The organism is Demequina zhanjiangensis (assembly GCF_030418315.1).
GTDB classification, from domain to species: domain Bacteria; phylum Actinomycetota; class Actinomycetes; order Actinomycetales; family Demequinaceae; genus Demequina; species Demequina zhanjiangensis.
On record NZ_JAUHPV010000002.1, the window covers coordinates 129,759 to 153,218 of the forward strand.

The 23,460-nt window shown below is 66.1% G+C and carries 21 protein-coding genes; 5 read left to right on the top strand and 16 right to left on the bottom strand.

Annotation, left to right across the window (positions count from 1 at the left end):
* Nucleotides 1–80: 80 nt before the first annotated feature.
* Nucleotides 81–1,610, top strand: coding sequence for a PucR family transcriptional regulator (locus tag QQX04_RS03240; RefSeq protein WP_301126236.1), 1,530 nt, complete (start codon nucleotides 81–83; stop codon nucleotides 1,608–1,610).
* 291 nt (nucleotides 1,611–1,901) lie between these two features.
* Here the strand turns inward: QQX04_RS03240 and QQX04_RS03245 are convergent, their stop codons facing one another.
* Together QQX04_RS03245 and QQX04_RS03250 are read right to left on the bottom strand one after the other, a co-directional pair.
* A complete protein-coding gene (locus tag QQX04_RS03245; protein ID WP_301126237.1) occupies nucleotides 1,902–3,407 on the bottom strand; it encodes a CoA-acylating methylmalonate-semialdehyde dehydrogenase in 1,506 nt (501 codons plus the stop codon).
* Nucleotides 3,408–3,648: 241 nt separating this feature from the next.
* Entirely contained in the window at nucleotides 3,649–4,902 is a 1,254-nt protein-coding gene (locus tag QQX04_RS03250; RefSeq protein ID WP_301126239.1) for a CAP domain-containing protein, read from the bottom strand.
* A 519-nt stretch (nucleotides 4,903–5,421) separates the two neighbouring features.
* Here QQX04_RS03250 and QQX04_RS03255 point away from each other — a divergent pair.
* Together QQX04_RS03255 and metX are read left to right on the top strand one after the other, a co-directional pair.
* On the top strand, nucleotides 5,422–6,777 hold the full coding sequence (locus QQX04_RS03255) for a bifunctional o-acetylhomoserine/o-acetylserine sulfhydrylase (protein WP_301126241.1): 1,356 nt from the start codon (nucleotides 5,422–5,424) through the stop codon (nucleotides 6,775–6,777).
* Complete coding sequence (metX, locus tag QQX04_RS03260; protein ID WP_301126244.1) at nucleotides 6,777–7,973, top strand: homoserine O-acetyltransferase MetX; 1,197 nt, start codon at nucleotides 6,777–6,779, stop codon at nucleotides 7,971–7,973. The genes QQX04_RS03255 and metX overlap by 1 nt, the downstream gene beginning before the upstream one ends.
* 3 nt (nucleotides 7,974–7,976) lie before the next feature.
* Here the strand turns inward: metX and QQX04_RS03265 are convergent, their stop codons facing one another.
* The gene (locus QQX04_RS03265; protein ID WP_301126247.1) at nucleotides 7,977–8,600 is read right to left on the bottom strand and encodes a hypothetical protein; all 624 of its coding nucleotides are present in this window, start codon (nucleotides 8,598–8,600) and stop codon (nucleotides 7,977–7,979) included.
* Between the two features lie 278 nt (nucleotides 8,601–8,878).
* Between QQX04_RS03265 and QQX04_RS03270 the strand changes: the two genes are divergently transcribed.
* The gene (locus tag QQX04_RS03270; RefSeq protein WP_301126250.1) at nucleotides 8,879–9,724 is read left to right on the top strand and encodes a hypothetical protein; all 846 of its coding nucleotides are present in this window, start codon (nucleotides 8,879–8,881) and stop codon (nucleotides 9,722–9,724) included.
* A gap of 61 nt (nucleotides 9,725–9,785) precedes the next feature.
* On the opposite strand, the gene QQX04_RS03275 is transcribed toward QQX04_RS03270, so the two are convergent.
* The 13 genes from QQX04_RS03275 to QQX04_RS03325 form a co-directional block, all read right to left on the bottom strand.
* On the bottom strand, nucleotides 9,786–10,355 hold the full coding sequence (locus tag QQX04_RS03275; RefSeq protein ID WP_301126252.1) for a hypothetical protein: 570 nt from the start codon (nucleotides 10,353–10,355) through the stop codon (nucleotides 9,786–9,788).
* Nucleotides 10,356–10,491: 136 nt separating this feature from the next.
* Nucleotides 10,492–10,782: a hypothetical protein gene (locus tag QQX04_RS03280; RefSeq protein WP_301126254.1), complete on the bottom strand. Its 291-nt coding sequence runs from the start codon at nucleotides 10,780–10,782 to the stop codon at nucleotides 10,492–10,494.
* Nucleotides 10,779–12,167 (bottom strand): arsenate reductase/protein-tyrosine-phosphatase family protein, encoded by a 1,389-nt coding sequence (locus tag QQX04_RS03285; RefSeq protein ID WP_301126256.1) that lies wholly within the window; start codon nucleotides 12,165–12,167, stop codon nucleotides 10,779–10,781. Before QQX04_RS03285 ends, QQX04_RS03280 begins: the two co-directional genes overlap by 4 nt.
* Before the next feature lie 2 nt (nucleotides 12,168–12,169).
* Complete coding sequence (locus QQX04_RS03290) at nucleotides 12,170–13,591, bottom strand: tyrosine-protein kinase domain-containing protein (RefSeq protein ID WP_301126257.1); 1,422 nt, start codon at nucleotides 13,589–13,591, stop codon at nucleotides 12,170–12,172.
* 61 nt (nucleotides 13,592–13,652) lie between these two features.
* Nucleotides 13,653–13,853, bottom strand: coding sequence for a PqqD family protein (locus tag QQX04_RS03295; RefSeq protein ID WP_301126258.1), 201 nt, complete (start codon nucleotides 13,851–13,853; stop codon nucleotides 13,653–13,655).
* Between the two features lie 106 nt (nucleotides 13,854–13,959).
* Nucleotides 13,960–14,931: a nucleotidyltransferase family protein gene (locus tag QQX04_RS14630; RefSeq protein ID WP_367312927.1), complete on the bottom strand. Its 972-nt coding sequence runs from the start codon at nucleotides 14,929–14,931 to the stop codon at nucleotides 13,960–13,962.
* Nucleotides 14,932–15,131: 200 nt separating this feature from the next.
* On the bottom strand, nucleotides 15,132–15,992 hold the full coding sequence (locus QQX04_RS03300) for a hypothetical protein (protein WP_301126260.1): 861 nt from the start codon (nucleotides 15,990–15,992) through the stop codon (nucleotides 15,132–15,134).
* Between the two features lie 153 nt (nucleotides 15,993–16,145).
* On the bottom strand, nucleotides 16,146–16,793 hold the full coding sequence (locus tag QQX04_RS14635) for an acyltransferase (protein ID WP_367312928.1): 648 nt from the start codon (nucleotides 16,791–16,793) through the stop codon (nucleotides 16,146–16,148).
* On the bottom strand, nucleotides 16,711–17,904 hold the full coding sequence (locus QQX04_RS03305; RefSeq protein ID WP_301126262.1) for an O-antigen ligase family protein: 1,194 nt from the start codon (nucleotides 17,902–17,904) through the stop codon (nucleotides 16,711–16,713). Before QQX04_RS03305 ends, QQX04_RS14635 begins: the two co-directional genes overlap by 83 nt.
* Nucleotides 17,905–18,191: 287 nt before the next feature.
* Entirely contained in the window at nucleotides 18,192–19,508 is a 1,317-nt protein-coding gene (locus tag QQX04_RS03310) for an oligosaccharide flippase family protein (protein WP_301126264.1), read from the bottom strand.
* A gap of 56 nt (nucleotides 19,509–19,564) precedes the next feature.
* Complete coding sequence (locus QQX04_RS03315; protein ID WP_301126267.1) at nucleotides 19,565–20,722, bottom strand: glycosyltransferase; 1,158 nt, start codon at nucleotides 20,720–20,722, stop codon at nucleotides 19,565–19,567.
* Entirely contained in the window at nucleotides 20,719–21,573 is an 855-nt protein-coding gene (locus QQX04_RS03320; protein WP_301126268.1) for a glycosyltransferase family 2 protein, read from the bottom strand. The genes QQX04_RS03315 and QQX04_RS03320 overlap by 4 nt, the downstream gene beginning before the upstream one ends.
* Complete coding sequence (locus tag QQX04_RS03325) at nucleotides 21,570–22,163, bottom strand: LbetaH domain-containing protein (protein WP_301126270.1); 594 nt, start codon at nucleotides 22,161–22,163, stop codon at nucleotides 21,570–21,572. Before QQX04_RS03325 ends, QQX04_RS03320 begins: the two co-directional genes overlap by 4 nt.
* Nucleotides 22,164–22,207: 44 nt before the next feature.
* Here QQX04_RS03325 and QQX04_RS03330 point away from each other — a divergent pair, with 44 nt between their 5' ends.
* On the top strand, nucleotides 22,208–23,434 hold the full coding sequence (locus QQX04_RS03330) for a glycosyltransferase family 4 protein (protein ID WP_301126271.1): 1,227 nt from the start codon (nucleotides 22,208–22,210) through the stop codon (nucleotides 23,432–23,434).
* The last annotated feature ends 26 nt before the right edge of the window (nucleotides 23,435–23,460 follow it).

Genomic DNA, 23,460 nt, shown 5'->3' on the forward strand with positions numbered 1-23,460 from the left:
TCGGATTCGACGATTCCAGTATGGTCGCTTCATCAGTTCCGACATCCTGGCGGGGTGTCTCGCCCGGAGAGGGGTGTCCGATGCCCACGACGCTGACCACGCTGGTCGAGGACCGTGCGCTCTCCCTGACGACGCTGGTCGAGGGTGATCCGGCGTTGCACGACGAGCCGCTCGCGTGGGCGCACAGCTCCGACCTGGCGGACCCCACGCCGTGGCTGGCCGAGGGCGGGCTGCTCCTGACGGACGGCGTGAGCTTCATGGAGCGCGCGACCCCGGCGCAGCTGCACGAGTATGTGGTGCGGCTGCAGCGGGCGCGGGTGATCGCGCTGGGCTTCGCGATCGGGATCGCGCACGACACGGTGCCGCCGGCGCTGATCGAGGCGTGCGAGAAGGAGGGCCTGCCGCTGCTGCAGGTGCCGCAGGCGACGCCGTTCATGCAGATCATCCGGCACGTCTCGGACGCGATCGCGAAGGACGAGCGGGCACGCCTCGAGGCGTCGCTGGATGCACAGCGCGCGGTGGCGCGCGCGGCCCTCCGCCCCGACGGCCTGCGGGCGATCCTCTCGGAGCTGGAGCTGCGTCTGGGCACGTGGGTCGCGATGTTCGATGCGTCGGGCGAGCGGGTGGACGTGGTGACGCGCCGGGAGGTGCCGGACCACGCCGTCGGCCCGGTGACTGAGGCGGCGCGCAAGCTGCTGTCGCGCGGGCGGCCCGGCTCGGTGCGGTTGGACGACGCGGGGGTGACGGCGACGCTGGAGACGATCGGCCGTCGCTCTCCCCTGCGGGGCGTGCTCGCGGTGGGATCGGCGGGTGACCTGGATCTGGCGGGGGCGGATCTGGTGTCGAGCGTGATCGCGCTGGCCGGCATCGCGCTCGAGCAGAGCCGCACGCTGGACACGGCGCGGCGGCGGCTGAGGTCGGGGATCCTGGAGCTGCTCCTGGAGGGCGCGTTCGACGTCGCGGACTCGACCGCGCGGGCGCTGTGGGGCGGGCTCCCGAGCGAGCCGCTGGTGGTCACAGTCGCAGCGTCCGACTCCCCAGGTTGGGGCCTGCTGGAGCAGCTGGAGACGTTCGCGGACCGGCATCACGGACGGATCTTCTTCGCGGAGCGCGACGGCCAGGTGGTGGCGGTGACGGCGCGGGGCGACGAGATGCTGACGCTGCCGTTCCTGGAGCGCTCGAGCGTGCGGGCCGGGTCGTCGGGGCCGGTGGCGTGGGCCGAGCTGGACCGTGGCATGGACGAGGCAGCGAGGGCGCTGGCGACCACCACGTCGGGCCGACCGCTCGCAAGGTTCCCGGAGCTGGCGGAGCGCGGCGTGCTCACCTACCTGGCGGAGGCGGGCGGAGAGGCGGTGGCGCATCGGCTGCTCGCTCCCCTGCTGGAGGATCCTGCGGATCGACAGCTGATCGACGCGGTGGGCGTGTGGCTCGCGCACCTGGGCCAGTGGGATCCGGCGTCGCGCGCGCTGGGGATCCACCGGCAGACGTTGCGCAGCCGGGTGGCGATCGCCGGCCGACAGCTGGGGCTGGACTTGGAGCGCATGGACGACCGGGCGGAGCTGTGGGCGGCGCTGTCGCTGCTGAGGCTGACGCCGTCGGACCAGGGCTGAGGCGTCGCGGCGGATGAGCCGACGCGACGGCGGCCCACCCCGATCGGGTCACTGAGCGCCGGTTCTCGGCGCTCGGCGCGCTTTGCGGGTCGGCCAGCGTCGTCCCGCGGCGCTGCGCGACCCCGAACCCGGCGAAGCGGTCGCAAAGCGACGCTGAGTGACCCGCGACGACGGCGCGGGGCAGCACCGCGACCACCAGGCACCCGGACAGCACAACGCCCGCCGACCGGTGCTGAGGCACGGCCGGCGGGCGCTTGCTCCCCGTGGCGTCCGAAAGGGAGGGGACGCGGGCTAGTCCGTCACGGGGAAGCCGAGGTTGATCCCGCCGTGCGACGGGTCGAGCCAGCGGGTGGTGATGACCTTGAGGCGGGTGAAGAAGCGGATGCCTTCGGCGCCGTGGGCGCGCGAGTCGCCGAACAGCGAGGCCTTCCAGCCGCCGAAGGAGAACGCGGCGACGGGCACCGGGATCGGGACGTTGACGCCGACCATGCCCACCTGGATCTCACGCTGGAAGCGGCGAGCGGCGCCGCCGTCGTTGGTGAAGATCGCGGTGCCGTTGCCGAAGGCGCCGGAGTTGATGAGCTCGACGCCGTCCTCGAAGGTGTCGACGCGGACCACGGACAGGACGGGCCCGAAGATCTCCTCGGTGTACACGGCCGACGTGGTGGGCACCTTGTCGATCAGGGTGGGGCCGAGCCAGAAGCCGTTGGGGTCCCCATCCACGGAGATGCCGCGGCCGTCCACGACCACATCGGCCCCGTCCTCGGCGGCGGTCGCGATGTAGCCGGCGACCTTGTCGCGGTGGACCTCGGTGACGAGCGGGCCCATGTCGCACGAGCGGCGTCCGTCGCCGACCTTGAGGGTGGCCATGCGCTCGGTGATCTTGGGGATGAGCGCGTCGGCCGAGTCGCCGACTGCGACGACGACGGAGATGGCCATGCAGCGCTCGCCTGCGGAGCCGAAGCCGGCGTTGATGGCGGAGTCGGCGACGAGGTCGAGGTCGGCGTCGGGGAGGACGAGCATGTGGTTCTTGGCGCCGCCGAGGGCCTGGACGCGCTTGCCGCGGGCGGTGCCGGTCTCGTAGACGTACTGCGCGATGGGGGTGGAGCCGACGAAGGAGATGGCCTCGACGTCGGGGTGGGTGAGGAGGCCGTCGACTGCGACCTTGTCTCCGTGGAGGACGGTGAAGATGCCGTCGGGCAGGCCGGCCTCCTTCCAAAGGGCGGCGAGCCAGTTGGCGGCGCTGGGGTCCTTCTCGGAGGGCTTGAGGACGACGGCGTTGCCGGCGGCGATCGCGATGGGGAAGAACCACATGGGGACCATCGCGGGGAAGTTGAAGGGCGAGATGATGCCGACGACGCCGAGCGGTGAGGGCACGGAGTGGACGTCGACGCCCGTGGAGACCTGGGAGGAGTGCTCGCCCTTGAGGTGGGCGGCGAGGCCGCATGCGAACTCGACGACCTCCTGGCCGCGGGCGATCTCGCCGAGCGCGTCGTCGATGACCTTGCCGTGCTCGGAGGTGATGATCTCGGCCAGCTCGCCCTTGCGCTCGTTGAGGAGCTCGCGGAAGCGGAACATGATGGCGGTGCGGCGGGCGAGGGGGGTCTCGGCCCAGGCGGGGAAGGCGGCCTTGGCGGAGGCGACGGCGGCGTCGACGTCCTCCTGGGACGCGAGCGCGACGTTCTTGGTGACGACGCCGAGCGCGGGGTCGTAGACGGGGGCGGTGCGGTCGGTGGCGCCGGGGGTCTCGGCTCCTGCGATCCAGTGGCCCAGGGTGGGCGGGGTGGCGTCGGTCACGGCGTGCTCCTTCGGGACGGTGGGGCGTTGCCTTGAACCTAGGGCGCTGTCACGTGGCGAGCAGTGGCGTATTCGGTGTTTCCGCGCCGGCGAAGTCACCGATCACGCTACGGCGCGGTCGGGAGGGCCGATGCGGCACCCGGCACGGTGCTGGACCCGTGAGACCACGCCCGGACAGAGGCCGACGCGGCGGCCCGAGGAGGGTGGGAGGGGGCCGCCGCGTCGAGTCTGGGGGTGCGGGTCAGGCGTCGAAGTCGCCGATCACCGCGTCGTCCGTGGACTTTCCGATCACCTCGGAGTAGAGCGACCACTTGCCGTAGATGAGGCCGTCCTTGATGTAGTACTTGTTGCCGCGCTTGAGGCCGACGGTGTCCCTGCCGTCGCCGTTGAAGTCGCCGACGATCGCGTCGTCAGAGGACAGCCCCATCTTGACGCCGTAGATCGGCCATCCGCCGCGCAGCAGCGTGTTCTTGAGGTAGTACTTGTTGCCTCGCTTGAGGCCGATCGTGTCCTTGCCGTCGCCGTTGAAGTCGCCGATCACGGGCTCGTCGGACGAGTAGCCCATGCTCTTGGCGTAGTAGACCCAGCTGCCTCCGCCCAGCTTGTTGCTGACGTAGTACTTGTTGCCGCGCTTGAGGCCGATGGTGTCCTTGCCGTCGCCGTTGAAGTCGCCGACGATCGCGTCGTCAGAGGAGTAGCCGAGCGTGAACTTCTTCCACACGCTGCGCGTGTTGATGCTGTTCCACAGGTAGTAGGTGCGGCCTCGTTTCACGCCGAGGTCGTCATCGCCGTCACCGTCCCAGTCGCCCACGAGGATCTCGTCGGTGCTGTAGCCGTGGCGGATGCTGTCGTGCGGGAGGCCTTCACCGAGGTTGTTCTTGATGAGGAACGTGGTGCCGCGGCGGAGGGAGACGGTGTCCATGGGCTCAGGCGCGGGGGCGACGCTGGCGAGCGGGGCCTCGTAGCTCGAGTCGGGGTTGGTGCCGATGTACTGGCCGAACACCTGGACGCCCCAGCTGACGCCGAACTTGTCGGTGTACCAGCCCGCGCCCATGTAGTTGAAGCGCGACTTGACCATGTTCTCGTGGTGGCTGGGGGACTTGATCCACTGGTCGTTCATCTTGGCGACGGGGTCGTTGTAGCCGCGGTTCCAGGCGACGTTCTCACCCCAGGCGTACCAGTTCGAGGGGATCTGCTTGCTCGTGTTCGGGTTGTGCGAGAGCGGGACGCCGGCGTAGGGGTCCTTGAGGAGCGCGCGCTCGTAGATCGCGGCGAGCTCCTCTGCCCATGCCTGGGCGACGGCGTCGAGGGCGCGGGAGCGCTTGACGTAGGACACGCCGTTGGCTGCCCGTTCCTTGTTCGTGAGCTCGATGATCTTGTCTGCCGGGTCGCTGTAGCTCACGACGGCCTGCGCGGGGGCGGCGACGGAGAGCGTCAGGGCCACGAGGATCGCGGCGACGAGAGGGGCGAGCAGGACGCGTGGGTGGGCGTGCATGGGTTCCTCTGCGGCGCGCCGTTCCGGGCGCATGCGGGCCGACGTCTGGTCCCGCCGGCGCGCGTCCACTCGTCCGTTTTGGGCTGGATTTCAGCCGCTGTGAGGTGTTCCACGCGCGCCGATAACCGCATTCCCCCTGCAAATGTGATTCATGACACACAAAGCGTCACAATCCTCACATTTCAGGATCGCTGCCGATAAAGGCTTGCTTTCCTATCGGCAGTCCTCTAGCGTGTGCGACATGTTCCGTCGAATGTGCCGCTGACCCGCGCACGTTCGGCGTGCGCCCAGACGGGCGCCGCTCGCGACTGAGACCTCCAGGCTGAGAGCCTGACGAGGACCGGCGAGCACAGACTCCCTGAAGGGCGCGAGAGCCCACGTGTCGCACCGCGCCCCTGGGGTTGCGGACGGTCGGCGCGCTTGCACGCCCGATGGTCGGTGACACGAAGCCCGGGGATCGCGGATCAGCCCCTGATCAGCTTTCTTCTTTCACCCCGGACCACACAGGAGCTTCCCGACATGACGAACGACAACTGGGCCTTCGAGACCATCCAGATCCACGCCGGCCAGACCCCCGACTCCGAGACCGGCGCGCGAGCGCTGCCGATCTACCAGACCACGTCCTTCGTGTTCGATGACACGACGGTGGCGGCCAACCGCTTCGCACTGGCGGACCTGGGCCCCATCTACACGCGCATCGGCAACCCGACGCAGCAGGCGGTCGAGGACCGCGTGGCGGCGCTCGAGGGCGGCGTGGCGGGCCTGCTCGTCTCGAGCGGCAGCGCGGCGAACACGCTCGCGATCCAGAACATCGCGGAGGCGGGCGACCACATCGTCTCCTCCCCCAGCCTCTACGGCGGCACGTACAACCTGTTCCACTACACGCTGCCGAAGTTCGGCATCGAGGTGACGTTCGTGGAGAACCCGGACGACCCGCAGTCGTGGCGCGACGCGGTGCGTCCGAACACGAAGGCGTTCTTCGGCGAGTCCATCTCGAACCCCAAGCAGGACCTGCTGGACATCGAGGCGGTCGCGAACGTGGCGCACGAGGTCGGCGTGCCGCTCATCGTGGACAACACGGTGGCGAGCCCGTACCTGGTGCAGCCGCTCAAGTGGGGCGCTGACATCGTCACGCACTCGGCCACCAAGTACCTGGGCGGTCACGGCACGGCGATCGGCGGCGTGATCGTGGACGGCGGCTCGTTCGACTACGCGCAGGACAAGGAGCGCTTCGCGAACTACAACACCCCGGACCCCAGCTACCACGGCCTGGTGTACGCCCGTGATCTTGGCGTCGGCTCGGCGCTGGGCGCGAACCTGGCGTTCATCCTGAAGGCGCGCGTGACGCTGCTGCGTGACACGGGTGCCGCGATCAGCCCGTTCAACGCGTTCCTCATCGCGCAGGGCATCGAGACGCTGAGCCTGCGCGTGGAGCGTCACGTGGAGAACGCGAAGGCGGTCGCGGAGTTCCTGGCGGACCACGAGGACGTGGACTCGGTCGCCTACTCGGGCCTGCCCAGCTCGCCGTGGCACGACCTGCAGCTCAAGTACGCGCCCAAGGGTGGCGGCTCGGTGCTGGCGTTCGAGATCAAGGGCGGCAAGGAGGCGGGTCAGGCCTTCGTGGACGCGCTCGAGCTGCACTCCCTGGTGGCGAACATCGGCGACGTGCGGTCGCTTGCCATCCACCCTGCGACGACGACGCACTCGCAGCTGACCGCGGAGGAGCAGGCGACGGCCGGCGTCACGCCGGGCCTGGTGCGGCTCGCGGTGGGCATCGAGAACATCCAGGACATCCTGGCCGACCTGGAGACGGGCTTCGCGGCGGCTGCGGCCGTGCGTGAGGCGCAGCAGGCGGCGGAGACGGTGACCGTCTGATGGATGACGACTACTCGTCCTGGGTTCCCGACGCTGAGGTGGAGGAGGGGCTCCGGCCCCTCCCCGCCTCGGCGGCGTGGCTGCCTGGCGATGAGCCGGGCCGGCGGCAGTTCTTCGAGATCGAGGGGCTGCCGCTGGAGGCCGACCCGCTGGGCTGGATCGACGTCACGCTCGCATATGAGACGTGGGGTCAGCTGAACGAGGCGGGCGACAACGCGATCTACGTGGCGCACGCGTTCACGGGCGACAGCCATGTGGCGGGCGCCGCGGGTGACGGCCACCTGACGGGTGGCTGGTGGAACGGGCTCGTGGGTCCGGGCAAGCCGATCGACACGGACCGCTACTTCGTCGTCTCGGCGAACGTGGTGGGCGGCTGTCAGGGGTCGACGGGTCCGGCTCACCCTCACCCGGTCGACGGCCTGCCGTGGGGGTCACGTTTCCCGTGGCTGACGTTGCGCGACATGGTGCAGGCGGAGGCGCTGCTGGCGGATCACCTGGGCGTGTCCAGCTGGGCGCTGGTGATCGGCCCGTCGATGGGCGGCATGCGTGCGATCGAGTGGGCGGCGACCTTCCCCGAGCGCGTGCGGGCGATCGGCGCGGTGGGCACCACGGCGGTGACCACTGCGGAGCAGATCGCGTGGAACGCGGCGCAGACGGCGGCGATCCGCCTGGACCCCGCGTTCCGCGGTGGGGACTACTACGGTGCGGCCGACGGCGCGGGCCCCTACCTGGGCCTCGGCATCGCCCGCGCGATCGCCCACACGACGTACCGGTCGGAGCCGGAGCTGGAGGAGCGGTTCGGCAACCGGGCGCAGATCGGGGACCCGTTGCGGCATGACGGCCTGTTCGCGGTGGAGTCCTACCTGGATCATCACGCGGACAAGCTGGCGCGACGCTTCGACGCGAACTCGTACCTGCGCATGATCCACGCGGTGAACACGCACGACGTGGGCCGTGGGCGCGGCGGGCTTGAGGCCGCCCTCAAGGACTACGAGGGCGAGGCGCTGGTGCTCGCGATCGACTCGGACCGCCTCTACCCGCTCAGCAACTCGGAGCGGCTGGCGGCGGCGCTGCCGGGCGACGCGGAGGTGACGCTGCTGCACTCGGAGATCGGCCACGACGGCTTCCTGGTCGACTCGACCGGCCTCAACGACGCGGTGACGCAGGTACTGCAGAAGGTGGCGGCGAAGGTCTAGCGGCTACTGCTTGGCCTTGATCTTCTCCGCGCTTGCGAGGGCCGTCGTGGCGCCTCCCTGGTAGGTCGCGTTGGCGGTGACGGTGACCACCTGGTTCTTGGCGGTCTTGAGGTCGTCGGCGGTGGCCAACCACAGGTTCGAGACGGACTCGCCCTTGTATGGACCCCACGAACCGGCGGTGGAGACGAGCACGAGCGTCGCCCAGCCGTCGGCGCGGGAGTAGCTGGCGAGCGTCCAGGGCTGCCCCGACGGAATGCCCTCGGTTCCGCCGATCCCCCACGCGTGGTCATCACCCGAGACCGGCACCTGCACGGTGAGAGTCACGGTGGTGGCAGCCGGTACGTCGTAGCCGATGTTCTGGACGTAGAAGCCGATGAGGATTGCCCTTCGCGGCCCGATCCAGAAGTCGTCCCAGTGGCGGGGCGTGAGCTCGCCGACCTGCACTCCCTGGCCCGCAGGGATGAGGACGACGCTCCCCGAGGACGACGCGGCAGGCACCGCCGTGGCCACGAGGATCGCTGGCGCTGCCCACGCCATCCCTTGGAGGGTCTGTCGTCGGCTCAGGCCGGTCGGCAGCTCTGTGACGTCACCGTCGTTGAACGGTCCGTCGGTGTGGTGGTCATGCATGTGAAACGGTCCTCGGCAGTCGTGCTGCGCCCCTCAGCAGAACGCACGATGGCCCCGGGGGTGGGGCGGCGTCCCTTCCACCGTAGAAGCCGTGGTGTGGCGCGCGAAACGATTCCCGGCACCCGAGGCCACGATTCGGTCACAAATGACCGGGCAAAACGGACGTATCCAGGTACTTCGTCCTAGAAGCGACACCGGATGCCCTAGGGTCCTTGACCGGACGAAGGGGTGCGCGCCCCCGCGCATCCTTCTCCACGTCACACAGGGAAGGGGCCCCTATGGACCAGATGGATACCGCCATGCCTGAAACGCTCGACGTCTCGCGCAGGCATGTGATGCAGGGGATGGCATGGGCGGCGCCCGCGATCCTCGTCGCGAGCGCCGTTCCGGCCGCGGCGAGCTCGTTGGTCACCTGCAACACCGCGAACAACGGCAGCGTCGCCGCGCTCGACTCGCTGGGATGGGCCGTCGCGCAGGGCGGGCTCCGCCAGGATGCGGGTGGCGGCGTGGAGACCGGCTGGACTCCGGCCGCCTCCGGAACTCTCAGCCAGTGGAATCTTGGGGGCGGCACCGGCTTGGCTGGCGCTTCGGGCTTCCAGTCGATGAGCGACAACACGCTCGACAACGGCAACACAGTGGTGACCGTGACCTACACCTTCGACGCGGTGGCGAACACGATCTACACGATCGACTTCTCGACGCGCATGCAGCACGGCTTCCACGAGGCCTCGAGGAGTGCTCGCCAGAGCCTGGTGCTGACGGCGGAGCAGTCGGCAGGCGCCACCCAGCTGATCGGCATCACGGTGGACCACGGTGGAAGCCAGTTGCCGGCGACCAACCGCACGGACGCGCAGATGCGCGATCTGGGCTACCAGATGCAGCCCGCGGCGCCGCAGCGCACCGAGGGGCAGGCGAGCGACGCGGACTTCGCCGACTGGAGCCCGACCTACACGGCGATGGAGACCGGACAGGTGACGCTCCAGTTCGTCTTCACGCTCGAGCCTGTGTACCCGATCGGCAGCACGATCGGCGACTGGGACGTGACGGCATGGGACCGTCAGGTCTCGGACGACATCTGGCTCAGCGAGCCGCGCGTGTTCCAGTCGGGCTGCCTGAGCACCTAGCCAGCCAGCAGACGCGAAAGTGCCCCGCACCCGAAAGGGTGCGGGGCACTTTGTGCGCAGATCAGCTGTACGCGAGGGTGGTGGTCATCGGCACGGAGGACGGGCTTCCCGTGGCCGAGAAGGCTCCGATGACGACGACGGAGACGTAGCCTGCGTACTTCGGAAGCTTCCAGTTGACGGAGAGCGACGACCCGCTGGCGAGGGAGATGAGGCCCGACTGCGCGGCAGGCTTGATCACCATCACGCCCGTGTCGGCGTCGGCCCCGGTCGCGGGGAAGTCCGAGCTGGCCAGGTCGATAGTCCACGCCGGGTCGACGACGATCGCGTCCTTGGTGCCGTTGGTCCACTTGGTCGCGGTGAAGGACACGCGGATCTCCGTGATGGAGTAGGTGCCGTCGAAGGTGTCGTTTCGAGAGATGTTGGCCGTGGTGCCCGCGAAGTTGCCATTGATGGAGGCCGAGTTGTTGTGCAGGTCGCCTGAGTAGGTACCCGACACGATCGGCGCGAGGTCCACGGTTCCGGAGTTCGCGGCAGCCGGCACCGCGGTCGCAATGACGATCGCGGGAGCAGCCCATGCGGCACCCTGGAGGATCCGGCGGCGCGAGACGCCTCCCTCGTTGGAAGCGGTCACGTCAGCAATCTCAGTCACGTCTTTGTCCCCTCAGGCACCCTCAGCACATCGCTCCTCAGGCGATGTTGCATTGGTCACATTAGGGCCTCAGTCCCACATTTGCCAATACCTGAAGGGTGTACGGCTACCAGGCGGTTCAGCGCTGTTCGAGCACGCCCCTTGCCACCAGTTCCCCAGCGAGGGTGCAAACCGCCGCAAAAGGGTCACCACTCGGAGGCGCACCGAACTCTTCGACGAGCAGCGTCGCGAGCGTCGACACGTCGGCAGGCTCATGCGCATGCCCGACGAGCGCGGTCGCGACAGCGGAGAGGAGCACCACCTCGGAACCGACGAGCACCAGCATCTCGCCGTCGCGCTCGACCGCATCCTCGTGGACGGCGACGACGACCGCGTCCTCGGCAAGCGGTGCGGGGGTGGGTTCGGTCATCGCTCCCCCAGCAGCTCGGGCATGAGAGGCAGGACGTCGACAGCCTCGCGGTAGCTGAGCCTGGTCAGTCCGCCGACGTGGTCCACGGTGTCGGACAGCGAGTTGAGCTTGCGCGGAAGCCGCGCCATGTAGGACGTCTGCTCGGTGAGCTCTGCAAGCCCGCGCAGGTGGGGCACATCCTCGAGGACAGGCGTGGTGGGCGCGTCGGGCCGACGATCGAGCAGCACGAGCCTCGTGAGCCTGAGATCGCCCGTGGGCCTGGCAAGGTCGAGCGAGTCGGGGCTCCACTGCAGTTTGATGCCCTGGTGCGACTCGGTGATGACGGACAGCGGCTTGGGGTACGGGATCACACGGTCACCGGAAACTGCGAGCGTCTCGTCGGTCACGTATCCGTAGTGGGCTCCGAGCACGCGCGCGAGGGTCGTCTTGCCTGTGCCGGAGGGTGCGACGAATCCGATCACGTCGCCGTCACGCGAGGCGATGCCGGCGGCGTGCAGCATGACGAGAGATCCGGCGCCTCGGTCGATCCCTCGCACGGTTGCTGCCGCGGAGAAGTGGTGCAGGGCCTGGAGGATGTCGGGGAAGGCGAGGGCCCCGCGTGCTCGAGCGGCGGCCACGGCCTCGGGCTCGCCGCCGACGTGCACCTCGACCGGCACGGACTCCTCGCTGTCCTCGCTGACGAGGCACCGGCTCCACACGCGGTGCATCTCGCGGGCAAGGTCATCGCCGCGCTCACCCGTGCAGGCGACGGCGAGCCGCGTGCCGAACACGTCGAGGGTGAGCCCGGAGGAGGGGGGCGTCGCGGCGGAACCCGAGGGGCCGACGAGCGCCGACCAGATCTCTGCGGCGTCCTCGCACGACTCGTCGAGCAGCCGACCTACCGCATCCGCGTGGGCGCCGGGACCATCCCAAGCGGGAAGTTCCCAGTCAGGTGAGACGGGGGTGCGGCCGCGTCGGTTCGCGAGGATCAGCGGGTGCTCGCGGAGCGGTGCGGAGAGCTCGACGACGGCCCGGTACAGGTGCTGCAGCTCGCCCATGGTGAAGGTGCGGCGGGCGGCGCGCGGGTAGCGGCGGACGAGCGCGTCGCGTTCGGCCTCGGTGCCGGTGAGAAGCATGTCTGTGGCGGCGACCATGGGGGCGCTGAGCGAGCGGGCAGCGAAGCCGTCAGCATTGCCGCCGTGGCGGGTGATGAGTTCGGCGGCGACGGGGTCGATCCGGGCGCCGTCGATGGCGTCGAGTCCTGCGGAGGTGACACGGATCTGGAAGGCGTCGACGCCATGGGCGGCGAGGCTGCGGCGCAGCAAACGTTCCGCGAGAGCAGCACGACCGGTGTGCTCGGTGTCGACGATGAGGATCCGGAAGGCGGACCGCAACCGTGCGGGCATGCCTACCGCTCGGCCTTCTTACCGGCGTGGCGGGCGCGCGAACTCTCGGAGCGGGAGCCGCTCCGGCCAGACTTCTCGGACGTGTACTCGTAACCGTAGCCGTAGAGCTCGGAGCCAGGCCCCTTGCGGCTGATGCCGTCCAGGATGACGCCGAGCGGGCGCCCGTTGACGCGCTCCAGGTTGGCGAGCGCGCGGTCCAGCAGGTCGATGGTGGTCTTGCCGGCGCGGGCGACGACGAGCGCGCCGTCGGTGCGGGCGGTGAGGATCGCGGCGTCGGTGACGGGGATCAGTGGCGGGGAGTCCACGAGCACGAGCGTGTCGTCGGGGAACGAGTACAGCAGGCTCTGCATGGCGCGTGAGCCGAGCAGCTCGGACGGGTTCGGCGGGATCGCGCCGGCGGCCATGACCCACATGTGCCCGGAGGTGCCGGACTGCTGGAGCACATCCTCGGGACGGGCCTTGCCCACGAGGACGTGGGTGAGGCCCGCGCCGTCGACCAGGCCGAGCACCTTGGCGACCGAAGGCCTCCGCAGGTCGGCGTCGATGAGGATGACGTTGCGACCGGTCTCGGCGACGGACTGAGCAAGTTTGATGGCGGTGGTGGACTTGCCGTCGCCCGGCAGCGCGGAGGTGACGACGACCACGCGCGGAGGGTTGTCCACGTCCATGAACTCGAGGTTGGTGCGCGCCTCACGGATCGCTTCGGAGAGCGGCGTGCCGATCGTGGTGACGCCGGCGCCCTTCTTAGCCACGGACTGGTCGAACGGCAGGGTACCGAGCACGGGGACGTCGAACTCGCGCTCCACGTCTGAAGGCAGGCGAAGGTAGCGGTCGCGGACGGCGCGGATGAGCGCGTAGCCGATGCCGAGCGCGAGGCCGAGAAGCAGACCGAGCGCGACGTTGAGGCGCGTGTTGGGCGAGCTAGGCGCTCCAGGGAGCGATGCGGTGTCGAGAGTCTGCAGCGCGATGACGGTCTCGGCGCCATCCGAGGTCTCGATGTCATCCACGACCTCGGTCATGCCGTAGATCCACGCCTCGGCGAGTGCCTGGGCCTCCTCCGGCGTGGCACCCTCGGCGTTGACGCGCAGCACGGCGGTATCGGTCGGGTTGGAGACGGAGACGCGCTGGATCAACGAGTCGGCAGAGTCGGTGGTGCCGAGCTGGGCGGCGGCGATCTCCGCGACCTGCCGCGACTTAGCGATGTCCAGGTACGACTTCACGCGCGACTTGGCGTAGTTATCGCCGACGAGGGCGTCACCCAAGGAGGCTGAACCACCAGTGGTGACGATGGCGGAGCCGGACGACGTGAAGACCTGCGGCTGGATGCTGGAGTACGCGAAGGCGGCCGCTGCGGCCAGCAGCGTGATCACCCCGATGACAAGCCAATGGGCGCGAAAGATCCGCAGATAGTCCTCGAACTCCATGAAACCGCCCCTCAGAACTGCGCGCTGAGCACGCCTACACTGCGGGCCAGTCTAAGTGTGCTCAGGGGCGCTGCTCGTGCGCGTCGTCCTGGATCAGCCCCAACTCGAGAAGTTGGGCGAGGAACTCTCGGACATCTCGGGCAATCTGGTCGCGCGGAGCGCCGAAAGCCTCGACCAGTTCGTCGACGATCTGCTCCTCGGTGCGGTCGCCGTCGATGCGGGACCAGATCTCAAGCGAGGATCCACCGACGCGCAGCGGCATGAGCGGACGCGGGAGACCGGCTAATAGCACTAGCGACCAGTACTGATCGCCGCGAGACTCTGCGATGTGCGGGGAACGAGCAAGTGGACGGCAACCCTTCGGAAACTCAGCGCCCACGCGAATGCTCTCCACTAGAGCGACCCGGAGTCGGCAGTATCCGCGTGATTCGACGGAGTCGATATCGGATCATCGCGAGCGCATCGGTTCCCGCCACGTCACCCAGCGATAGCAGATCCGCCTCCGACGGCCAAAGCGCTCGAAGTGCATGGCGCCACGGTTGCCCCACGCGACCTGACATTAGCGCTTCGCCAGCCGCCCCCGTGAAGTTGCCACCAAGACACCGTCGAAACTGCCAAGCCACAATGGCGCGAAGCGGCACACCGCTATCGCGCTTCCGACGAACGCCTAGCACCGACCGGAGCAAGGGGTGCGCCGACCACCGACAGCCGAGCGACTCGGCGCGAGTCGCAAGGACGGAAACCCCTTCATCGCCAGCAACCTGAACAAGGTTCCGTGCGAGCTCCTCAGTCTTGTCCGTCAAGTCGGCGCGAGATTGTGGGGTCCGGAGCTCGGCGACGACGGCGACAAGGGCATGGTCGACGGTCGATGGCACCGAGACAGAGCAGCCCGCAAAGACCTCTTGAACAGAGTCTTCCCAAAGGAGTTCAAACACCTTGGCGGGCTCCCCCAGGAGTCCCGGAAGCGCAAAATGCACGTCCACCGGCGCAGAAAAGAGCTCGTGCCGCACCTGTACAGCGTGCGATGAAAGCAGTTCCCACACGGTTCCACTACTCTGAGTCTCGAACCCGCAAGCCGCTAGGCCTGCGAGCAGGTCTGGTAGACGATTGGGCTCCACTAGAACATCAACATCAGTGCTCCATCGCCTAGCCCTGAGACCCTGCCTAGCAAGTGTCGGGCCCTTGATCACAAGGACTCGCACCGACAGCGCCCGCCCAAGTTCCGCAACCACCCCGTGAAGAAGGTCAACTGACTCCTGGACGCCCATTTGGGCGGAACTGTCCATGCTTGGCACGAATCCCACTCCTCTTGGGTCTGGGCTCAGAGAGCATCCCAACATCGGATAGCGAGCCGCCCCTCATCGATAGTCCGAGCCGGAACGTCAATCCGAGATCTGACGATGAACACAGAACGCCGCCCCACGCCGGACAACAGCACCGGGACCTACAGAGCACGTCGGTGCAGGCAAACCAGCTTCGTCATAGGCGCCGTTCGCGGAACCTCCCCGACGCAGAACCGCCCCTGCGGCACCCGCGGATCCTAGATATGCCGTCCGATGAAAGTAAGACGAATCTGCTCATCATTCGCATCCCGCACGACGTTGTCCCGACTAAGTCCTGTGTTTCTAGTTCCAAGAACCGCGGGAAAGTCTACGCTCTGACCCTCGACAAGCTGTATCTCGAAGCCCCCTTCCCGCGCTAGACGGTTCAGCCAAACGTCGTCCGCCTTTGGGCAGAGCCGACTGAAACCCCTCGCCTGAACCAGCGCCAACTCACAAAACTCCGGAGGATAGGCCACCCCGGAGACACCGGTGAGGAACATGTCAGCCGGACTGGTGGCATCGGTGGCAAAAGGCCAAGTACGGTACGGCGCCAGACCGCCAGTCCCGGTCCGGACGACTTCGCGGGCTCGATAAGCGGTCACGCGCTCTGCCTGCGCGGGGTAACCGCTGCGGCTCCGGAGGCCATCGAGCCAGTCGCGCGGATAGATGATGTCATCATCGGCCGTCACCAGAACTTCGCGTAGCTCAACTGAAACCCCAAGCGCATGGAAGTACTTGTTGTGCGGGCCGAGCCCCACCTCGGCCTGACCAACCTCGAGACCACGCCGGCTCAGCCTCCGCCAGCGCCAGCTGTCCGCACGGGAGGCGTCGCCAGGCTCGAGCCAAAGAATGATGCGCTTCGGCCGAACCTTGCCCGCGCCGATCGAGACCGCTGTGCGCCACGCCTTCGACGCTCGGACCCCGTGCGAGGTGTAAGAAACGATCCCGAATCCATCTGGCGACACCAGGCTCGTTCTCGAAAACACTGACAAGAACTCGACTCGCACGGTGGCGATAGCGTCGACAACCCGAAGCCGCAAACTCTCGAACACCCGACAAGACAGATCACGAATCGTCATCTACTTCAAATCCTTTCAACAGAGCAATCGCAAACGCTGCCCTTTGCTCATTTCCACGGCACCCACTGAGCCATATCCGCAGCTTGAATACTAGGGATCCACGAACACGCTCGCAGGCGCCAATCACTGTGGGAATCCGCCAACTCGCAGGACTCAATCGCCTCGAGTGCGGATCACTCTTGCCGGTGCGCCCACGGCAATGGCCAGGGGCGGTACAGTCCTCTTCAGGACCGAATTCGCGCCGAGGACGGCACCACTTCCGAGAACTGCACCTGGAAGCACCGCGCAACCACGGCCGACCCAGACGTCATCGCCAATGTCTACGACACCTCTTACAGTCTGATCCGCAACGAGTGCACCAATCTCCAACCCGTGCTCCGAGTCACGGATGGAAGAGTACTCAGCGATCTGCGTGTCCGCTCCGATCGAAATTTGGTTGGCTGCAGCGACAATAACTCCGTGCATGATCTTCACGCGGTCGCCAATGCGCAAGCCTGCATCGGGAAAAACTTCGAGGATGACGTTATACCCCATATAGACTCGGCTTCCCAAATGGATTCCCGGTCCAGGCGGCACGCGGAAATGAAACCCGGACTCAACCTCTAGAAGTCGCCCTACCGAGCCGCCCGCGGAAATAATCCGAGCTGACACCATGGCGCCCCGAACAAGCCTGACAGCGCGACGGAGGAACCTATTGACTCGCCTGAACGTCACCTCTCTAGGCATTACGACCATCCCTCCGAACCCTATAACCCGAACTTGTGACCCGGCGCCTTCCACGGACGACACGAGAGCTCGCATCCGCACCGCACCGAGATTCGACTGCGAATGCTCCCGGCAACAGGCAGCCCATGAAGGAAGCTCCGATTGCGGCCCACAGGAACGGACCAAAGGCACTCGGATTGGCAAACGCCGAGAAAGCCATGCCGGAGGCAATACCCGCAACACTGGACACGGCAAAATGCCTGTGGAGCGAAGGCACTATGAGCGGTCGCCACAGAATGTACGCCTGAACCACAAGGAGCAACGCGACACTGGCGACACCAATATCGAAAGCCAAACTTATATAGGCGTTCTCGAGGCTACTCTCAAGAGTCACGCCTTTGGTTCCCGATCCCAGTCGATAGCCAGCCCCCACAACGAGGTATTCTTGCCAGTTCTCAACGAAGTACTGCCATGCCTCGCCACGAACGGCGAGGGAATCATCAGCTCCGGCCTCAAATCTCGAAACGAGTCCGGCGGTAGTGCTAGTGGCGAGATAGAGCACGGAGATAATGGAAACGACAAGCACGGAGACACGCGCCGCGACTGATCTCAATCCAATGAAGGCGAGATAGGCCACGGCGACTAGAGATATTCCCGCAACGGAGCGCGATTGAGTTAGAAAGATGCCTGAGAGAATGGCCGCAAGCGAAAAGTATCGAACCCAAGAGCGTTCAATCACTGGTATAAGCGGGAGCGCCATCGCGAGAATGGCTGCAGCCTCAATAGGGCTGTCAAATGTGCCAAAGGGCCGATCTACATGGCTCGTCACAAACCAAGATTGGTTGCGAAGACGCGCCGACTCCCACACTAGAGCGCGAGACGCGACGGCCTGAGCGCCGATCAGCGCCGCCTCTGCGACAGCTATGGCAATCCAGAGTCGCGCCAGATAGCCGAGTTCCAGACGTCCTGTCGCATGCCCACCAGCAACTAGCGCTCCAAGGACAAGCGTCAATATGAACGTCGTCACATATGCCAGAATTTCCGAAGCACCAGCGAGCATAACCGTGGTCACGAAACCGATGCCGCCAATCACAGAGAGCGCAAGGGCGAGAATTGGCGCGATACGAGCAACTAGCAGTAGAGAGCCACTGGGGCGGAATAGGAGAGCGAACGCCGCGCCCACCAGCATCAAGTTCGCGGGGTGCATTGCTGGCGATTCAACCGGAAGGCCAGGAAGCAACACGGCGACCGCAGCTGGTGGGACGACAGCACGAGCAACTAGAACTGCGCTCAAGAGCCATGTGATTCGACCGTGGAGAGCGACCCCCACCGCGCCCCACGCAAAGACCAGCAAGAGACCGAGCACGAACTACTTCACCCCCGACACTCTCATCCGAGGCGCGGTGCGCGTTTGCGGCTGTGTCTGGATCGACAAGCATTGCCTGGAGCCCACCCAGAGCATCGATTGGCGCTGAAACCTGGCTGCTCTCGGGATCACGATCGTAGCGCCTTCCGGAACACGCCGGGCAATGCGGTCAGATCTGCGACACGGGGTAGCGCGAAGGCCACCGGCTCGGCGTCAAACACGATCCACATAGCCACAACTGCTCCAATACCTGCGGCCGCGTTGGCGACGGAGGCGGCCATAGCGGCCCCCAACGCTCCATAGTTTGGAACGAGGACAAACAACAGCACCACGTTGGTCACAACCGACGCGAAGAGGAGACCACTTCGGATTCCTGGCCGTCCTCGAGCGGCGAGGCCAGCCCCTGCTATAGAACCGGGGTTCCCGACGACGAGTCCGACAACCAACACGACTATCACGAGCGTGGATCCAGAAAAGTCATCGCCAAAGATCCAAGGCACTGCCAAGGGGGCTGCCACGCATACGCCAATCCCCACTAGCGCCGTGATCAATGTCGATGTCCTCGCAACTTGTGCCAAACGATCCAATGAGGGCGCGGCCGACTCCCTTGGGAAGATCACGTCGCGGAACGCGGTATTGAAAACCAAGATCGCCTCAGCCACGTTCACAGCTACGACGTAGATGCCAAGTTCTCCGGTCGCGGATAGAGGCGTGATTAGCACTTGGTCAATCCGCCCAAGCAAGGCCCCCGACAGGGTGCCGAACCACAACAGAGCTGCGTAGAGAAAATACTTCCTCGCTCCGTCCTCGGCTGGCGGCGCGGACTGCGTGCGTAGGCTCCTTGCGAACGCAGGCAGGTAAGAAACTCCGCCGATAGCATACGCAGCGGCCATTACGATTGTGGCGGTGGTGACTGTTAGAGCACCGCCCAGAGCTAGCCCGTATACTCCCAACAGCCGTACGGAGGCCGTAAGGTAGCGTTCGGCAGCGACCGAACGCCAGAGATGGTGGCCCATGGCCCACCCGCGGAGCGCACTTTGACCCAGCGCGGGAACTAGAGCGATGGACGCTAGGCGGATCAGCCTTTCCAAACTCTCCACTGATCCGCTCAAGACCGGTGCTAGTAGATATATCGAACTGACGCCAATCAGGCCAAGAACCACGAGAGCGGCAGTGAGATACAGGCCAACACCGCGTGCGAGGCGCCTGTCCCGGGCAAGAAAATGTGTGAGCGTCTCTGGAATGCCGAACGCAAGCACCACGATGGCGAGCGACAGCGGCGCCGTCGCTGCCGCGAGTTCACCCCTCCCCTCCACACCGAGCACTCGGGCAAGTACGGGAGAGACGATTAGCATCGACAAAGGGTTTGCGACCCCCGATACCGCGGCGGTCAGGGCGTCCCGTCCGAAACTCCTGCGCCCGCCAAGGGCCGAGTCGCTACGCATGGGCGAGCTCTCCCGATTTGCGGCGCTCAGGCCGGCTAGCGCAAGCGACCGGGCAACTAGTCAACGCCAACCTCTCCCAGTTTTGCAGCAACGTTGTGTGCGACAGCAGCCCATGTGAGGTTTGACTCGGCGTACTCTCGTGCGGCTCGACCTGACCTGCGGACATACGCCTCATCACTCAACGCATCAAGGAGGAGCTCTTCGAGTTCGTGAGCATCGTGGTAGACAGCACCACCGCCTGAGGCAAGGAGGTGAACGCTCGCGGCGACCTCGTCGGTCGTGACAACATGCATTCCGCCTAGCATCGCCTCTGCTACGGATATGCCGAAGTTCTCGTTCTCGGATGGCAGCGCGAACACGCCGCACCGAAGGAAGCACCACGATGCTTCGGCACGAGTGACCGGTCCCACAATCAACACCGTCTCTTCCAGGCCAGCAGCGTCCACGAGTTGCTGGAGGTCTTGCCTGGTCCACTCTCCATCCGATCCCGCAATAACGAGCTTCCCTTCGGCGCCCCGCTCCTTCGCAGCCCGCCATGCTTCAATCAGCGCGTCGGGCCTCTTCTTGCGCGCAAGTCGGCCGAGGAAGAGCACTGCCTTCTCGCGTTCGATATCTCCCAAGAACTCCGCCACGCTTCGCACGGTCTCAGGCTCTTCGAGCGCGGCGCCGAGCGGCACTATGCTCACCTGATCCGGTCGGACGATGTCTGAAGCCCGTTCGCACTCCGAGTCGGATGCGAACTGAATGAGACTGGCGCGACCAATCACATGCCGCCCGATAAGTGCATGGAAAACGCGCTTTCGCCTCCTCGAGTTGGCCCGTTGGTATGGCTCAAGTGAGCCGTGCGCTTGAATTACATACGGCTTTCTCATAAGGATCGCGAACAGAGCAGCGATTGTCGGAGTTGGCAGGTACTGTCCATGGATATGGACGGCGTCGCTCCTCCGAACCTCTCTCCACAGACGAAGCCAGACTGCCGGGCTAGTCTCGAAGCGTGTAGGCGGCATAGCTCGGCCGACGATTATTCGTGCGCCGCCAGAACTGAGTTGGCTGACGACTTCGTGGGATCTTGACCCGCTAGGGGATACTAGGTCGGTTGTGACAATCCGGGCATCTACCCCCTGGACACGTAGCGCCTTGTTCAAGCCAACGCTTCCGACCGCGGGTCCACCAAAGGCGGGACCAACGGCACCGATCACCTGGGTGATCCTCATGATTGGCGACCTTCTTCCTGTTGGCGCTTCAGCTCCCTGGATTTGAGCCCGATCTGCCAGTAGTAGGCGGACAGTGCAATCGAATAGTCGAAGCCCGCGCGTCCATCAAGGATCCCGAACCGCAAGAGGTACGAGTACATGAAGAACGCGAGCGGCTTGAAGGGCACCCGGTCGAAGAGCCTTCCCTGCCTCGAACGATTCACCCGATCAACCCCATGGGCCTCCCGCCGCGCCCGCAGACCGGCTTCCCAATCGGAGTACCGGTTGTGGCGATCGAACCACGTCCGCACGGGATCGAGGTCGTCGTGGCGGAGGAGCCCATCCAGAGTCACGACGGCACCGTCGCAGACAGGCTGATAGTGCCCCTCGAGTTCCCCCATGCCGATGAGACCGAGATCGTCGACCGGCTCGAATCGGGCGCGATCCCGATGCAGGAGCACCGTCTTATACACGCGATGCCCATACCTCAGCGCCTTGCCTGCAAAGTGGTACTCAAGCCTCAGCTGAGCGGCGGCAGCAGCGGGCGATTGCCCGACAAAGCGCCGGATCGACGCAGTCAACTCTGCGGAAGGCACTTCATCTGCGTCGATGAACAGCACCCAGTCATGCTTCGTCTGTACGTTCTCCAGCTGCCACTGCTTCTTCTTGGGGTACTCGCCATTCCAGTGGAAGTCCACGACTCGAACGCCCTTGCCCCTCGCGATCTCGACTGTCCTGTCATCGCTCAGCGAGTCGACCACAATGACCTCGTCGAACGCGTGGAGCCCGTCCAGGCAGACCGCTATGGCTAGCTCCTCGTTCTTGGTCTGCACAAGCACGGACACGGGGACCTTGGACTCCGAACCGGTCACTTGACGCCCTCCGTCAATGGAAACCGAGCAGCGCCACGCTCGGCTGGAACACCCGCATACACGAAGTTGGGATCCAGTTCACCGCTAGCAACCGATCCAGGCGCCACAAGGGCGGATCGACGCGCGAAGGTTCCCCCAAGCAACAAGCACCGGCTCGTGATCCAGACACCAGGCTCAATCACCACCGGCTTCGTGATGAGCGCCATGTCGCGCCGATGCGCGTGGCTGCCCGTCGTGATCATCGTCTCCTGCGAGATGACCACGTCATGACCGATGGTCACCTGGTCCTGGTTGTGGATCCAGACACCCTCGCCGATCCAGCAATCGTCGCCGATCTCGAGCTTCCAGGGGAACTTGACGCGGGTACGAGGGCGGAAGATCACGCCGGACCCGATCTTGGCGCCGAAGAGCCTCAGAACCGACACGCGGAGGCGCGAGGAAACCTGTAACGCATTCGTAACAAAAAGCCATTCGAAAATGCCCCACAAATAGACAACTGGGGCAGGCCTGCCCCACGCGGTCTTTTCACCGGGTGCATCTTTGAGCGGAATGACAGGAATCTCTTCCCCCGCTGTCTCAGAACTGCCCATAGCCCCTCACACTATCGGTCGTTTGCGTGCACTATTCTCTACCCGTGACCGACCCCATCAAGGCGGCGATTCTCAGCCTGAACTACTCTCCGGAGCCCACAGGCATCGCGCCGTACACCACGAGCCTCGCCCGGCATCTCTCGACCGCCGGGAAGCGAGTCACCGCCATCACCGGCTTCCCCCACTATCCGCAGTGGAAGCGTAACCCAGACGATCGAGGGTGGAGAAGACGCGACCTTGACCAGGGCGTTCACCTGCGTCGGCTCACCCACTACGTCCCGAATCCGCCCCGCGGATCGCGTCGGCTGGTCTCAGAGATCACGTTCGGACTGCATCAGGTGCGCGTCGGCTGGAACCGCCCTTCGGTGACCGTGTTCGTGTCCCCCGCACTGTTCTCCAGCGCCCTGTGCATGGCCCGCTCACGCACCTTCTCCCGCTCCAAGCGCGTGGTGTGGGTGCAGGACCTGTACTCGCAGGGCATGGCAGAGACGGGCGAGGGCAAGGGCCTCGCCGTCCGCGTCGCCGCAGGCGTCGAGGGCTGGTTGCTGCGCAACGCCGACGCTGTGGTGGCCATCCACCCGGCGATGGCGGAGCGGATCGCCACCGACCTGAAGGTGGACCCGGAGCGCATTCACGTGGTGCCCAACTGGTCCCACATCACCGTGGAACCCGTGGACCGCGCCTCGGTCCGTGCGCGGCACGGATGGGCCGAGGACGACTTCATCGTGCTCCACGCCGGCAACATCGGGAAGAAGCAGGGCCTCTCCAACGTGGTCGAGGCGGCCAAGCTGGCCGAGGCCTCAGAAAGCAAGGTCCGCTTCGTGCTGCTGGGCGACGGTGCCGACCGCGCCCGACTGGAGCAGGAGGCGGGCGACTGCTCGCGCCTCACCTTCATGGACCCGCTCCCCGGCGACGACTTCACGGCTGCACTTCAGGCAGCCGACGCGCTGCTCGTGAACGAGCTCCCCGGCGTGCGGGAGATGGCGGTGCCGAGCAAGCTCACCAGCTACTTCGCCGCCCGGCGCCCCGTGATCGCCGCGACCGACCCGACCGGTATCGTGGCGTCGATCATGAGCGACGCCCACGCCGGGCCGATCGTTCAGAGCGGCGAGCCAGACCTTCTGCTGGCAGCCGCCGAGGACCTCTCCGATGATGCGACGTTCGCCGACCACGCTTCCGAGGCCGGCTATGCGTACTTCCAGGAGAATCTCAGCGAGGCGGGCGCCATGCAGTCCTGGGACAGCATTCTCAAGGCTGTTACTCGCGCGTAATCCGCATCACCTAGACTTCGCATTCA

Bases quoted from the DNA above. Each gene is read 5' to 3' on its own strand.
- QQX04_RS03240 (WP_301126236.1), top strand. From the start codon at position 81: ATGCCCACGACGCTGACCACGCTGGTCGAGGACCGTGCGCTCTCCCTG.
- QQX04_RS03250 (WP_301126239.1), bottom strand. From the start codon at position 4,902: ATGCACGCCCACCCACGCGTCCTGCTCGCCCCTCTCGTCGCCGCGATC.
- QQX04_RS03255 (WP_301126241.1), top strand. From the start codon at position 5,422: ATGACGAACGACAACTGGGCCTTCGAGACCATCCAGATCCACGCCGGC.
- metX (WP_301126244.1), top strand. From the start codon at position 6,777: ATGGATGACGACTACTCGTCCTGGGTTCCCGACGCTGAGGTGGAGGAG.
- QQX04_RS03265 (WP_301126247.1), bottom strand. From the start codon at position 8,600: ATGCATGACCACCACACCGACGGACCGTTCAACGACGGTGACGTCACA.
- QQX04_RS03270 (WP_301126250.1), top strand. From the start codon at position 8,879: ATGGACCAGATGGATACCGCCATGCCTGAAACGCTCGACGTCTCGCGC.
- QQX04_RS03280 (WP_301126254.1), bottom strand. From the start codon at position 10,782: ATGACCGAACCCACCCCCGCACCGCTTGCCGAGGACGCGGTCGTCGTC.
- QQX04_RS03285 (WP_301126256.1), bottom strand. From the start codon at position 12,167: ATGCCCGCACGGTTGCGGTCCGCCTTCCGGATCCTCATCGTCGACACC.
- QQX04_RS03290 (WP_301126257.1), bottom strand. From the start codon at position 13,591: ATGGAGTTCGAGGACTATCTGCGGATCTTTCGCGCCCATTGGCTTGTC.
- QQX04_RS03295 (WP_301126258.1), bottom strand. From the start codon at position 13,853: ATGCCGCTGCGCGTCGGTGGATCCTCGCTTGAGATCTGGTCCCGCATC.
- QQX04_RS14630 (WP_367312927.1), bottom strand. From the start codon at position 14,931: ATGTTGGGATGCTCTCTGAGCCCAGACCCAAGAGGAGTGGGATTCGTG.
- QQX04_RS03300 (WP_301126260.1), bottom strand. From the start codon at position 15,992: ATGACGATTCGTGATCTGTCTTGTCGGGTGTTCGAGAGTTTGCGGCTT.
- QQX04_RS14635 (WP_367312928.1), bottom strand. From the start codon at position 16,793: ATGCGAGCTCTCGTGTCGTCCGTGGAAGGCGCCGGGTCACAAGTTCGG.
- QQX04_RS03305 (WP_301126262.1), bottom strand. From the start codon at position 17,904: ATGCACCCCGCGAACTTGATGCTGGTGGGCGCGGCGTTCGCTCTCCTA.
- QQX04_RS03310 (WP_301126264.1), bottom strand. From the start codon at position 19,508: ATGCGTAGCGACTCGGCCCTTGGCGGGCGCAGGAGTTTCGGACGGGAC.
- QQX04_RS03315 (WP_301126267.1), bottom strand. From the start codon at position 20,722: ATGAGGATCACCCAGGTGATCGGTGCCGTTGGTCCCGCCTTTGGTGGA.
- QQX04_RS03325 (WP_301126270.1), bottom strand. From the start codon at position 22,163: ATGGGCAGTTCTGAGACAGCGGGGGAAGAGATTCCTGTCATTCCGCTC.